Annotated in this window: 11 protein-coding genes; 7 read left to right on the top strand and 4 right to left on the bottom strand. The window is 56.6% G+C overall.

Features of this window, described 5'->3' with window-relative positions; all coding sequences use genetic code 11:
• Positions 1-31: 31 nt before the first annotated feature.
• Positions 32-1,000 carry a hypothetical protein gene (locus PM1_RS11430; protein ID WP_009623307.1) on the top strand — a complete coding sequence of 323 codons (969 nt, stop codon included), beginning with the start codon at positions 32-34 and terminating at the stop codon, positions 998-1,000.
• A 313-nt stretch (positions 1,001-1,313) separates the two neighbouring features.
• Here PM1_RS11430 and PM1_RS11425 read toward each other — a convergent pair whose 3' ends face one another.
• The 3 genes from PM1_RS11425 to PM1_RS11415 form a co-directional block, all read right to left on the bottom strand.
• Positions 1,314-4,097, bottom strand: a complete 2,784-nt coding sequence (locus PM1_RS11425; protein ID WP_009623309.1) for an HD domain-containing protein — start codon at positions 4,095-4,097, stop codon at positions 1,314-1,316.
• 258 nt (positions 4,098-4,355) lie between these two features.
• Positions 4,356-6,245 (bottom strand): UvrD-helicase domain-containing protein, encoded by a 1,890-nt coding sequence (locus PM1_RS11420; RefSeq protein ID WP_009623311.1) that lies wholly within the window; start codon positions 6,243-6,245, stop codon positions 4,356-4,358.
• The gene (locus tag PM1_RS11415; protein WP_238603231.1) at positions 6,242-8,581 is read right to left on the bottom strand and encodes an ATP-dependent nuclease; all 2,340 of its coding nucleotides are present in this window, start codon (positions 8,579-8,581) and stop codon (positions 6,242-6,244) included. The genes PM1_RS11420 and PM1_RS11415 overlap by 4 nt, the downstream gene beginning before the upstream one ends.
• Positions 8,582-8,906: 325 nt before the next feature.
• Here PM1_RS11415 and PM1_RS11410 point away from each other — a divergent pair, with 325 nt between their 5' ends.
• The 6 genes from PM1_RS11410 (at position 8,907) to PM1_RS11385 (ending at position 13,166) form a co-directional block, all read left to right on the top strand.
• Positions 8,907-9,179: a hypothetical protein gene (locus tag PM1_RS11410; RefSeq protein WP_173427892.1), complete on the top strand. Its 273-nt coding sequence runs from the start codon at positions 8,907-8,909 to the stop codon at positions 9,177-9,179.
• Positions 9,180-9,276: 97 nt separating this feature from the next.
• Positions 9,277-10,245 (top strand): DUF932 domain-containing protein, encoded by a 969-nt coding sequence (locus PM1_RS11405; RefSeq protein ID WP_009623317.1) that lies wholly within the window; start codon positions 9,277-9,279, stop codon positions 10,243-10,245.
• 154 nt (positions 10,246-10,399) lie between these two features.
• On the top strand, positions 10,400-10,801 hold the full coding sequence (locus tag PM1_RS11400) for a hypothetical protein (protein ID WP_009623319.1): 402 nt from the start codon (positions 10,400-10,402) through the stop codon (positions 10,799-10,801).
• Positions 10,802-10,927: 126 nt separating this feature from the next.
• On the top strand, positions 10,928-11,932 hold the full coding sequence (locus PM1_RS11395; protein WP_009623320.1) for a YqaJ viral recombinase family nuclease: 1,005 nt from the start codon (positions 10,928-10,930) through the stop codon (positions 11,930-11,932).
• 78 nt (positions 11,933-12,010) lie between these two features.
• Positions 12,011-12,931 (top strand): recombination directionality factor, encoded by a 921-nt coding sequence (locus tag PM1_RS11390; RefSeq protein WP_009623321.1) that lies wholly within the window; start codon positions 12,011-12,013, stop codon positions 12,929-12,931.
• A gap of 46 nt (positions 12,932-12,977) precedes the next feature.
• A complete protein-coding gene (locus tag PM1_RS11385) occupies positions 12,978-13,166 on the top strand; it encodes a hypothetical protein (RefSeq protein WP_009623322.1) in 189 nt (62 codons plus the stop codon).
• 121 nt (positions 13,167-13,287) lie between these two features.
• On the opposite strand, the gene PM1_RS11380 is transcribed toward PM1_RS11385, so the two are convergent.
• A complete protein-coding gene (locus PM1_RS11380) occupies positions 13,288-13,599 on the bottom strand; it encodes a helix-turn-helix domain-containing protein (RefSeq protein ID WP_024128651.1) in 312 nt (103 codons plus the stop codon).
• Between the last annotated feature and the right edge of the window lie 98 nt (positions 13,600-13,697).

Raw genomic sequence — 13,697 nt, 5'->3', positions numbered from 1 at the left:
GAAATTTTTGTATTAGGGGAAGGAAAGAAACGTGCGCTATTTTGATTGTACAAGGTTCGACTACAAGAGCGTTGCAGGGGAGGATATTACAGCTCTTGTAGAACGAGACAAGTCCGCCTACAAACACTCATTCGCCACCTGGATCAACAATGAAATTGAACAAATAACTGAACGAAAGTGGCAGATCGACAACATCGGCGTGGTGGAGGAGGCAGGGGACTTTATTCGGCTTATTAAAGAGGCGGAACTTACTTACGCACTGGGAGCATTCTATAGTACCATTGCTCTAACTGGAATTGCGAGTGAAGATCTCTGCAAATACTTTGCAAAAAGAACGAGCCACATCGATCTGCAAAACGCCACGCAGCACGTTCGCCTCCAGAAACTGAAAGAGCGAGGAGAGCTATCTGAGGAAACGCACAAGGCATTTGATGCTATACGGATCATTCGGAACGACTGCCTCCACTTCAACGATGATTTTAAAACCCGCGATCAAAATACCTTAGGCGCTGAAGCGCTTAACTGCATTAATAGCCTAAAGGCGATTTACAAAGAACTATTTTCACCGTCAAACTCACAGTACAAATCTGGAGAGATTATTACAAAAATAATCGAGGATTTTGCTCACCAGCAGGTCTACAAAACTTCGTTTGGCGACACCTTGAATCAAGAGGAGTTTGCTATGAAGCTCCGCTATTTTATGGCTGAAGAGCTTAAAATAGATGTCGCCATTTCCAATCCTGGAGATAAAGTGACGCAAACAGATTTATTTCGAATAGAGGAAATAGATTTTGAAGTGACACCCAAGGAAATCACACTCCATCACATCCCGCTAGGAATTTACACCACAATTGATCTGACCGATGAAGACATCAAAAAAATTCAAGAGCTGGATCTGAGTGAGGGTGACACAATATTTGCCAGCATCTATTCGATACTTAATCATCAGGGGATGTCAGCGACTTGGTATTTTGAGACATTTATCACCTCCAAAAGCTAAATTACTTGATGAATAAATTTCTAGCTAAAACGCGACTGCAAGATGAGCGATGACGCCAATCTTGATTGAATGAATGCAATCGTACGTTGCCCCAAGTTTCCTAGGCACATCGAAGGACTGCTTTTGGCCGATAACTGCTTTTGGCGAGGGGGTGCTTCCGACCCAAGACAGCCTCGTACGGCAGGCAGCTATTGGCCAAATGCGGACATTTGTCCAGAATTTTGATGCCTGGGTCAGGCTTGTTTAGCAGAGCCTTAGCATCAACTAATTAGCATGAGCATCACTACCGAATAAGGTTTCGCCGGCAATTAACTCACTGTCCGCTTCGTTGAAAATGGGATTCAAAGAAAGTGCGTGCTGCCTCAGACTCGAACCCTTGCGAATGCAGTTGGAGTTCCTCCATCAAATCTGCCAGTTTACTCAAGCGCTTTTGCTCAGCTAGCACGCTACAGTGCTCATGCAGCTTTGAACCTCTCTTTATGACCACTCGATGCCGGCCAAGGAATAGATACGGAATCCCTAGAGGGTGCTCGAAATCACGTGAATAAATAGCGCCTGTCCAGCGTCCTTGCACCTTTGCAATGATCTGATGTTCAGCTGGATCGAGAATCAAGTTCTGCAAACGCCATCTCTGCATGAGCAAATTAACATTACTGTCACCCAATACAGCTATCTGAACCGTACTCGAAGGATCCGCATCGAAGAGCAATGAGGCGCGCCGATTTGGCTCAAGCAAATACAGAGGTTCTGATGATTCCTCTCGACGCTTGATTTTCACGGCCGCGTCATACGCCAGCTCGATTTGCTGCTCTGGATAAATGCCACGGAATTGGCCATCTGGAGCTGGAAAGCTCACTGTGGTTTGGCTTACTAAGCAAGATCCTTGGAGTTTACTTAGCCTTGGCCAATCTAAATGTAGGACAGCAGCTTGCTGGAGGGTGAACGAAGGATCAACCTCATAAAGTCGAAAACACAGCAAGTCTGGATAGTCCTCGGCTGCGACGGGAAGCTCATGTTCGGTGTATTGATCGAACGTACCGCCTCCGCTGAGCTCGGACTCCGATGTCAGGCGGTATATTGACTCTGGATCATAAGCACCGAATTCCCTCAAAAATTCCCTGTAGCCGTCATGGATACATTGAGTTATCGCCCTCCCCATCTTAACACTCTGTTCCGACTCAAGAACCTGCCCCCGGTCGAGTGAGTACTCAATCCCAAGTGGAGATTCAATATTTGCAACAGCAGTGCCGACTCGCCATAGATCGAGACATATAGTGGACGGTCTCAATGGTGCAAGAAATCCGCATACTGCAGTGGTATATAAACTCGACTGGTGATTGATCCTAGATATAACCGAGGTGTGTTGATTCAGGCGAAACGTGACTTTTCTACTATCCAGACGATACACCAGCCCAATGGCGACATTGACCCCCGGTCGCTCTCCTTGCCAATGGAACGTATGCAGGTCATCTACCTCCATCGCACTCACTTTTGGCCTTAGAAGCTGCGCAGGTGTAACGCCAGGCACCGTCCTTGGGATCTGCTCCACGACCCCGTCAAGAATCACCTCGATAGGCACTGCTGCAGACACGAGAAGACCTCGGCACTGTTCGAACACGTCGTCGATAACAAGGTCCTCATTCAAGGACAGAGCTACGGAGGTGCCGGGCCTCATCGGGCATTCTCGGAAAACTGTGTAGTCCTTGAGTTCGGCCAAAGAAACTTCGAACTCAAGTCCGACGCCTTTAGCATTCCCACCCTCGAAAGCTAAAGACCGAATATCCGCTTTAGTCGCGATCGTGAATACCGACCAGAAACCTACTCCGAAACGTGCGATTGGGGCATACGATTTTGTTGCGTAAGCAGGCTCTTTAGCTCTGCTGCTTGCTACGCTCAGGAAGTGGTTGAGGATAGTCCGGAGCGACATTCCGCAGCCATTATCGACGACGGTGACCATGTGCTTCGTACGATCAAACTTGACCTTGACCTGCGGTTGGTATTCATCAGCAGGACTGGAGTGGTGCATTCGGAACCGACACGCCTCGACCGCGTTCTGAATCAACTCGCGAATGGGCGCACCCACCGACCTACGCCAGACCGCGTTCGACGCCACCAAGTCGATCACCGCACGCTTACTCATTCGGACGCCCAGGCGTTCGAACGTTGCACCCGGCAAGTCCAGTCTCCGCACAAATGGCTCAGGCCGAATCCTCAGCCGAGAGATTTTCGACTGTCGATCAATATCGCAGTAACCGCGAATCCAACCTTCCATGTCGTCGAAGGTGCGGTGTGCCAGCGCAAGCACGTCGCCGTCGTCGAACGTACCACTGACGACCACTTGGCCATCATCAGAAACTGCCAAGCTGTCACGAATACAGTCGTGCTTTCTATTTTCACGGAAAGAGATTGCTGCTGCATAGCCGGAGGTCTGGCGGGCCAGATCGACCACACCATCCAGAACACGCGTATCGCTAAATTCGATGGCATCGGCGCTACACAAAATGGCCGCAAGCTGCCGAACATCTAAAACACGATCTTCCGCAGCGAACGGCTTCCGTAGGTTTGCTTCCAGCTCCGAGACGCTCAAGTTATGCGACTTCATGATCCAGTCCAGTGCAGCGACCAGATTCTCAGGAACCCCCATTGCCAGGGCATTTTGGTGGATGTACGTACCCCCACGCTTGGAGTGTTCGCGACGCAGGTAGTTTGTCAATGGAACGCTAGTCTTCCAATCATGCTCTGGAAGGTTCAATGTCGCTCTGAGTGTGGCCTCCTCACCTGGAAGCACAGTCATGCCAAGGTCATGGGCATAGGCTGCTGCAATGAGGAGAAAAAGCTCTGGTGCACCAAGCGACTGACTTGACCCCATTTCCAGACAACCAGCCTGTAGAACATCTTCCAGGCGCCGGACAACTTGGAATCCGTGATGAGCATCGTGGCGGGTATACAGAGGAAAATGCTGAACCGTCGTTGCGAGGATAGGTGCGATCATCTGTACAAAACGGATGGCTCGGTCTGCATACTCCAAGCTTTGCGCCACAAGATGTGAGAAGACTCTTGTACTTTTTAGTTCTTCGACGGGATCTCTCACTAGCACGGACACCTCCTCGTTTAATTCATGCCTTGCCTAATATCGCAAATTGGCCAGTGAGAGCTGCTCCTTACACATCAACCAACTCGTGATGGTGAGAAAACTAAAGGGCCATTATCGGGGGCCGTGTGAGTCGCCTCGGGTTTCCTAGACATATTTGGAGCGTCTGCTTTTTGCCGCTAGCCCCCCTAGAAAGGCCGGCCATTCCTTCAAGACGGTCTGACATCTCTAATTCAAACTCAAGATACCAGCATGTACTCGGGCTCAATCGATAGCCAGATTATGGACATCATCGACCGGGAACAGGCCAAGTTCTGCAATAGCAGCATGCGCAGCCGCCGGATCGTCTGCGAAGAAAACCACAGCCAGATCTTTTCGGGCGCGTGAGCAGCATACATACAGCAGACGCCGTGTGCGGTCGAAAGTTGTCTCGTTGCCCTCACGCAGGTTGGTCCGGTCCGTATCGGACGGCGGCGTGATGCCGAAGAGCTTCCCGTATGAGAACTGGTTGTGGCGGCCCTCTTCGTCATCGAGAACTGTCAGGACTCGGCTGAACTCGGCTCCCTTGACCCCCTGATGCGTCTCGAAGGGCGACTGCTCCTCAATGTAGGTCCGGTAGCCCCATAGCTCCTTCATCGGAGTGTGAAGCAGCTTTTGCAAAGCTGCTGCGTCGCCGGGGTCCGTAGGTGAAATGGATGGGTCGTATTCGGCCATCGCAGCCAGAAGGCGATCATCCAGCCTAAACATCCTGCCATCCCGAAGATGCCTCAGTGCTTCGAACGCAGCGACGGTAGAGGTCGCGTTGCATGACTCGGCGAGGGCATTCACCCGCTCGTCCAGCTCCTTGAGGATCGCCGGCAACGCGTTCGCGCGTGCGTGCTCGCGCTGAAGTGCAGGAGCGAAGCGACGCAACAGATTCATCGCCTCGAACTGATCGTCAGTTCCTTTGGCCAACACGAGCGGCATCAGAAACTTCAGGAAGGGCTGTACCGACCAATGCGAGCCATCATCGAACCCATCCTTCAGCCCTTCAGATGTTTTGTCGTGGAAGGCCTCGTAGAGACTGCCAAAGCCCAGACGACTGGCGGCCATGCGGTGCGCGATCACCAACACTTTGACATCGGCTTCCAGCTCATCGCTAAGCCAGAGGGGGTCGGCATGTCGATCAGCTAGCCATTGACGAGCAGCGGCCAACCGCTCGCTCCGGTCATCTTTGGGAACAATGAGAAGTTTTGCTGTGCCCTGAACGGGCTTTCGCTCTTCTCCAACGAGTTCAGTCTTACCGCCTGTCTGGGTCAGACCGTCGCCGCCGGCTCTGATGTTATTGATGACGTTCAGGACTGCCACAGGGCACCGGAAGTTTTCCGGCTTTTCGATGGTCTTCCATCCGGAGAGAGGTTCAATCGCACCAGCGCCAGCTGTATAGATTTTCTGCATTGGATCGCCAATGAAGCCGAGGCAAAACTTTGAACCCAGAGTTTCCGAAATTGCCTTCAGCGCCTCAACCACATCGGGAGCAGTGTCCTGGCTTTCGTCCACGAAAACGAACGGGAATTTCTGGCCGACGACCTTAGCGATGAGAGGTTGAGTACGGATGAGCTCAGTGGACAGTCTGATCACGTCATCATGCCCCAAGATCCCTTTCGGGTAGTCACTCCCAACACCGTAGGTGAAACGGTCAACAGAGACGATCTTTAGCTTCTGTTCGCGGTAGCGCTCGATGTCCGCCGCAGCCTGAACCCGCGTCTTTTCCTGCGTCCGGTTGGTGAAGGCTGCGATCTTCGCTTCCGTGGCAGCGATCTTCTGATCGAGCCGGCGTTCTACCCAGCTCGCGATGTCTGTCTGAAAAGGCTTGAGGGCAGCCCAGAGAAAACTATGAATGGTCGAAACGTGGAAGAGCGTGTCGTTCCCGACGTCGCCCCAAATCTCACCGACAGCAACCTCCGTGTAGGTGATGCAGGCAATCTTCTTTGCCCGTTGGCGTAGGTAGGGCCCGCGTGTTTTTCGTAGGTGATCTAGTGCCTTGACGATCGAAGTGGTTTTCCCCGAACCCGCGCCCGAGACCATGACGAAGCCCGTCGAAGCGTCAGCGTCAAGAAGTGCCCGAAGCTCGATATCAGCCAGCGTATCCGGCTTGCCCGCCCGGCTCGTCATTTCTCAGCCTCAACAGCACTGAGGGCTGCTTCAGGAGCAGGCTCTAGAGTCGCAGTCGCGCGCCCGATCGTGTCGTCACTGATCGCGACATGCGTCGTGAGCCAATCGAGGCCCTCCTGGATATAGGCTGGAACAACCCAGCCTGCATCGCTGCTAGCAAGAAGCCCTAGCGCGAAGTTCGTCTTCTTGAAGCTTTCACCCTTCACCCGCTTGTGGATTTTCGCGGCAAGCTCTTCGAGCGACATCGTGGACGATTTGGACCAGCGAAGCCCGACCTCGTGATGCTCCTTCTTTTGGCACCAGACTAGATTTTCATATGCGAACGCCTCCTCAAGCGTACGACTCTTGAGCTCGAGCGTATCCTTGCCCCATGTTGCATTCACGGGGCCCTGATAGGCGACCATCACATGCGCGCCGCCATCCGCCGTGGGAGCTTGAAGTCTGTCGCCAGCCGGTGCAGCCAGGAGTTCATCGACCAATGACTTGCCCGGAAGCCATTGCCGCAGGGTCTGATTTGCCGTGACTGCGCCGGGCGTGCTGGCGGGACATTTCGACTTTGGCTTGGGCTTTTTCTCAGCTTGTGCGTCTTGCTCCCCATCGTCGTCCTCTTCTTCAGCATCGTCCAACACTTGTGCCGCTTCGGCGGCCGCGCCATCTCCTGCTGTCGTTTCTTCTTCCTTCTTCGACGATGCTGGGTGCACGCTGTCGAGGTCGGTCACGATCAGTGTCGGTAGTCCGAGAAACTCGATCAGCTTGCGGAATCGGTAGGCAAAAGCGCCGCCCACTTCAAGGATGCTCAGATAGGCCGAGCTGAGCCTCTTGGCACCCTGCTCAATCATCAGCGGCAGGACAAGACGCTCAACGTTTCCTTCAACCAGAATGGCCGCATCCGCGAAGAAGAGGTCGCAATGCGTCAGCTTCATGTAACGCTGGAGGAAATCTCGGTCGAACTCGTTTTGATCGTAAAAGGCCGAGAGGTTGAAAATGGCTGAGCTCTGCTTCGCGCCGGTCTCCGGCGAGCGTCGAAAGTAGCGGATCGGCTGGAAGCCGCGCTCATAAAGAATGTGCGGCGAGTGTGTCGTGATCACAAATTGCGTCGCATAACCGTCATCACCCGTGGGGGAAATCAGGTCAGTGAGCTTGCGCACGAATGCCTGCTGGAGCTGGGCATGCATATGCGCCTCCGGCTCTTCGATGAAAATGAGGTGGATCGGCTGTCGCTTATCTTCCTCCCCCTCCTCGGTGGTGGACCAGGCCGAATGAAGGTCTAGGAGTTCAACGCCCATATAGATGAGGTTCTTGAACCCAAGCCCGTTATAGCTGTCAGGGAGCGCGAGAGCTTCACCTTCGGCAGTCGCCTCTTCGAGGAGGTAGTGAACTTTCGCCTGCTGGTCGCCCATGAGGCGCTCCAGCTTGAGCGCCGCGCGGATCTCAAGGGTGGGGTTTGCCAGGCCCGGATAGCCAAGCTTGCGGAGCGACTTGAATGTGTCGCTGAATACGTCAGCAAAGTGTTTGGTGAGCTGGTCCTCGGAGAGCGCAAGGGCTCCCAGCGCGTTGTGATCTTCTTCCCGTTGTTTCTGATTACGGGTGTAGAACCGGCTCAGCCGTTTCGAGAGGTCTTCCGTTCTTGCCTGAGCGCTCCCGTCGCTCAGGTGGCGCTGCGCGCTAAGGAAGTCGACTTTGATCAGCGAGTTGATAACGGTGTGTCCGGATCGCTCAGCATCACCGATAATCTCTTTGGGCGTATAGGCCGCGGCGGCAGTTTCCGCCTTGAGCTGCGCCTCATCCAGAATGAAGTAGCGCAGGCCATATTCGTTCTTCAGCTCTCGGGAGAGATAGTCACGCATGTTGCGCGGCCAAGGCTTGTAATCCTGCCCGTCTTTTTCCTTGGTCTTCGCAAACTTGGCTGCTTCGGCCGCCTTCGCCCTGAAATTCACTAGGGTCTGCGCGGCATCCTTGGCCGCGAATTCGATCCGAAGTCCAACCAGCGATCCTTCCCAGGCGGCGCGGGGCAGCAGCTCGACCACTCGGTAGAGATTGTCTGCGTCTACGCTGATCCAGACATCAAGAGATATGGCCGGAAATTTGACCTTCGCGTCAGCTGCGTCTTCGGCTGAAAAGCTCTCGAAGTCAGCCCAGCAGCCCGCGCAAAAGTCGTGAACCGTGAACTTTTCCTTACCACCCGAAAGGAAAAGCTCAATCGCGTGAGTGGCTGAAGTCTTTCCACTGTTATTGGCCCCGACGAAGATCGTCAGGTCATTGGCGAAATCGATGCGTGCGGCCTTCAATCTCCGGAAATTTTTGAAGGTGAGAGAATGTACATGCATCTTATTCATTGCCTCCCTGCAGCATGATTGAAACTCCTTCAGACTATCGCATAACTAGCTCACAGAGACATAGTGAGCAGAAGGGAGCATTCGTGGGATAGCTTTGGCTGGGCCACCTAGCTTCTGCTTTGTCAGGGAAAATGAATGTCTACTTTTGGCCGCTTGCTGCCGGCCGCGACCAGCAGCTTCGGGCTTTCTACGCCACAGCAATTCGATTCGAAAAAATTTCAGCTCTATATCACTGCAATGACATACCCACCATGGAGGCCTTCCAGCCATGTCATTGCAGTGTCCTCGCTGTAACTCCCCCCAAATTGCATCCCTGCATCCCGCCATGAAGATCGGAGCCCTCGTCGGCACCGTCGGTGGCGCAGCACGTGGTGCATCCGCCGCTCTTGCTGGCGGGCAAACCGGTGCAGCAGTAGGCGCCATCGCAGGCCCGCTAGGCGTCACCCTCGGCTCGTTGTCCGGCGCCATTCTAGGCGGCCTGGCCGGCGGTGTCGGCGGTTGTGCGCTCGGGGCCCAACTCGGCGACCAGTTGGATCGTCACGTGCTCGCCAACAACCTCTGCCAGGTCTGCGGCCATCGCTTCAACCTGCCGACCTGATCGGCTTCGTTCATCTCCCCCTTCTCTTTCATCCCTTCCGCCGGTGCTGCGCGTTGCGCAGCGCTTTATGCCGGCTATTGCTCACAGGAAACGCATCATGGCTCATCTCATCGAACAAATGGCGTATGTCGGCGAAGCCCCCTGGCATGGCCTGGGTAGCCGCCTCTCCCCAAAACAACCGCTGGAAGTCTGGCAACGTGAAGCGGGCATGGACTGGCAGATCCAGGAAAGCCCCGTCCACTTCAAAGCCGACGCGGTCGGCCACCTGGGCAGCATCCATTCCTTTCCCGAACAGAAGGTGCTCTACCGCTCCGACACCAAAGCGCCACTTTCGGTGGTCTCCCAGCGCTACCAGGTGGTGCAGCCGCGGGACGTGCTGGAGTTCTACCGCGATCTCACCCAGGTCTCTGGCTACGAGCTGGAAACCGCTGGCGTACTCAAGGGAGGCCGCAAGTTCTGGGCGCTGGCGCGCACCGGACAGAACACCTCGCTGAAGGGCAACGACCTGGTCAACGGCTACCTGCTGCTGGCCACCTCCTGCGACGGTACCCTGGCTACCACGGCCACGCCGACCACCGTGCGGGTGGTGTGCAACAACACCCTGACCATCGCCGTCGACGGTGCTACCCGGGCGATCAAGGTGCCGCATAACACCCGCTTCGACGCTCAGGCCGTGAAGAAGCAACTGGGCATCGCCGTCTCGCAATGGGACGAGTTCATGTACCGCATGCGCCACCTGGCCGAGCGCAAGGTGCAGTGGCACGAAGCGATGGGCTACTTCATGCAGGTGCTCTGCGATGCCCAGCCCAACAACCCGTTGCCGGATGCCCTACCGAACGAGCGCGCGCTACGTCGGGTGCAAAGCCTATACGAAGGCCGCGGTCGTGGCTCGCAGTTGGAAGCCGCCAATGGCACTGCCTGGGGCCTGCTCAATGCCGTCACCGAGTACGTCGACCATGAGCGCCGTGCCCGTAGCAATGAGTATCGCATGGACTCGGCGTGGTTCGGTCAAGGGGCAGTGATCAAGCAACGCGCCCTGGATACGGCCCTGCAGTTGGTGGCCTGACGGCCGTTCCCTCCTCTCGTTATCCCTCTTTGCCCAACCGATTCTGCGACGACAGCGGTAGCTCGCCGATACCGCAGCGTTGGGCGTTCTCTTCCGCCCGCCGGGGTTCCGCTCCTATGGAGTGGGCTCCGGTATTTCCTTGGAGGCCTCTCTCATGGGCTGGCTGTTCTCATCCCGTACCCGGGCAGAGCTGATCCGGGACCTGACTCAACCTGAAGACCAGGCTCGCGCCCGCGTTCACGTCATTGCCCACACCCTGCGGGGCAATGTGCTGTGGTCGGTCACCGAAGTCACGGCGAAAACCGAAGGCGTTCACCCAGACCTCGCTCCCGGCGAGTCCATGCGCTACATCCGCTGTGATCTGCTGCAACGCCGTGGCGGTGAGTGGGGGTACAAAGCCATGGACGAGTCCATGGCGCCGTACTACTACAGCTGCCCGCTGCGCTATCTCGACATGGCCAAGGAACTCTCGCCCGGCTGGCGCGAGAAGGTTCGTGCTCATCATGCACGGCGACGTCAGTCGGCGACCGCTACAGCCGGTGCTGTAGCCCGGTAAGTGGGAGAGAGCCCAGCCCCGCCTGGATGCGCTCCTCCCGTTAATGGCCTGACGGCCACCCACTCCCTCACTCGATGCCCGACTGGCTTTGCCGGCCGGGCATTTTTATGTCCGGAGAAAATCCTCATGACTCATGCCCATCCCACGCCCAGTAGGCCACGGCAGCGCCCTGCCCTGCGTCTGGTCGGCACCAAGGATCTGTCTCGTGACGACTGGCTGGCGGTACGCAAGCACGGTATCGGCAGTTCGGACGCGGCGGCCGCGGTCGGCCTCAATCCCTACAAGTCGCAGTTGGAGCTGTGGCTGGAGAAGACCGGCCGCGATGCCGGGCTGCCCAAGAGCGATCCGAACGACGAGGAAAGCCCGACCTATTGGGGCAACATCCTCGAGCCCATCGTCGCTAACCACTATGCCCACCGCACCGGTAACCGGGTGCGACGGATCAATGCCGTGCTGCAGCACCCCGACCCGAAACTGGATTGGATGCTGGCCAATATCGACCGCGAGGTGATCGGCGCCAGCGACGTCCAGATCCTCGAATGCAAGACCGCCGGCATCAACGGCGCGCGCCTGTGGAAGGAAGGCGTGCCGGTGTACGTGCAGTTGCAGGTGATGCACCAGTTGGCGGTCACCGGTAAACAGGCGGCCGACGTGGCCGTATTGCTCGGCGGCCAGCACCTGGAGATCCATCGCATCGAGCGCGACGACGAGCTCATCGCCCGGTTGATCGAGTTGGAACGCGACTTCTGGGACTACGTGCAACGCGATACGCCACCGCCGGCGGATGGCTCCGACTCGGCGGAGCAGGCCCTGCGCTGCCTGTACCCGGAGGACCAGGGTCACACCCTGGACTTCACCCAGGATCCGCGGTTGTCGGCCACCTTCGATGAGCTGCAGGCAGTGCGCGCCAGCCTGGAGATTCAGGGCAAGCGCGAGGCCGAGCTGAAGCAACAACTGCAGCAGGCCATGGGCGATGCCAGCCGAGCGCTATTCGCCAACGGCGCGGTGTCCTGGCGCAAAGCCAAGGACAGCGTGGTGCTCGATGTGCCGCGGCTGCTCAAGGAAAAGCCCTACCTGCTGGCGCGCTACCCCACCACCAAGGTCGGTAGCCGCCGCTTCCTGATCACCTGATTTCGCTTCCCTCTTGACCACCTCGGCGTCTCCCCTGCGCCGGGGTGGTCTTTTTTATTCATCCACTGGAGAACCACCATGCTCAAAGGCTTGGCCATTACCCCGCCGGTGCTCGGACGGATTTCCATCGGCAAGGTCGTCGAGAAGAACGGCAAGCGCCTGCCGGAGAAGGACGACCAATTCACCCTCACCTCACAGGTCCAGCTGCGGGACGGCTGGTTGGCCCATCCCCTGGACGAGGAGCTGCGCAAAGCGCAGGGCGGTAAGATCCGCAGCATTCCGATCCGCCTGCTCTTCAACGCGCCGGAGCTGAATTTCCGAGCCGAGTACTGCCTGTTCGATCGGCAATCCGGACGGCCGCTATGTGTCGGCAACGGCGAGACCTGCAAGCGTCGCAGCCAGGACGGCATCGCCTCGCTGCCCTGCCCTTCGCCAGACGGCTGTCCACTGGCCAAGGGTGGTGCCTGCAAACCCTACGGTCGCCTCAACGTCGCCATCGGCGATGAGGATCCGCTAGGGAGCTTCGTGTTCCGCACCACCGGCTTCAACAGCATCCGCACCCTGGCGGCCCGGCTGCAGTATCTGCAGGCGATCTCCGGCAACCGCCTGGCGTGCCTGCCGCTAGAGCTACGTCTGCGCGGCAAGTCCACCCGACAGAGCCACGGCTCACCGATCTTCTACGTCGACATCACGGTGCGCAGTGGGCTGTCGATGGAAGAAGCACTGCTGCAGGCGCGGGAACTCGATGAAGCACGCCAGGCCTCTGGCTTCGACCAAGTGGCGCTGGACGCGACAGCGCGGCTGGGATTTGCCAATGGTGCCTTCGAAGACAGTGATGAGGAGACCGGTGCCATCGCCGAGGAGTTTTTCCCGGAGCCGACCCTCGAGTCGCCACCTTCGGCCGCTCCTGTAGCGGAACCACCCACCACACCGAAACCCACCCTGTCGACACTGCTGAAAGCCCGCGCCGAAGCTCGTGCCCAACACGCCGCGGAGTGACATCCGCGGCATTCCCCACCACTCAACCTACGAGGAGGATCGCGCCATGAACCTGGTGCGTTTCATTGGTTTGCTGTTCGTGTTTATCGGCGTGCTGGCCAGCTGTGCGGTGGCTGTTGCGCTGCTGGTACTCATGCTGCGCTTTTGGCCATTACTCGTGAGCATCGGGCTCGCCCTACTGCTGTTTCAACGCTTCATTTGCTGGAGTGGTGTCCGCCTTAAGCAAGATACCTGAGACGGCATAGACAGGAGCCCGACGAGCGCCTGTCTATGCCATTCCCGTCACGGCATTGCTGAGGGCATACACCGCTAATAGGCATCAACGCTGAAGCCCAATAGTCCAACCCCTGCTTTGATCACTTCACCTTCTGAACAAGCTCCTCAAGAGCCGTGAGGATGTGCACTTGGGCCGCTTGATCAAGACGATGGAATTTCAGAAGCAACTCAGCCTCGCTGTCATGCTTGGCGTAGAAAAACGCGGCAGGAAGGCCCAGCTCATCAGCTAAACGCTCAACTAAATCCAAGTCGGGCACCCGCTTGCCCAACTCGTAACGATTCATGCGCGCGCTAGCTGATGCTGGGTCAATCCCAATCTGAATCCCCAACTGCTCCTGGGACAGCCCCGCCCGCAGCCGAGCCTCTTTGATCCGCTTGGATAACGTGGACATGGCGCTCTTCAAATATTTGAAGAGCGAAATCGTCCAGCGTTAGGCTTAACCAAATACTACCGATTTGGTAGTGTTGCACAGGAATCCACATGAGAAGC

The organism is Pseudomonas sp. M1, assembly GCF_022760135.1.
In the GTDB taxonomy this organism is placed as follows: domain Bacteria; phylum Pseudomonadota; class Gammaproteobacteria; order Pseudomonadales; family Pseudomonadaceae; genus Pseudomonas; species Pseudomonas citronellolis.
Note: the sequence above shows the minus strand (reverse complement) of the source record. Positions and strands in the feature narration are given on the sequence as shown.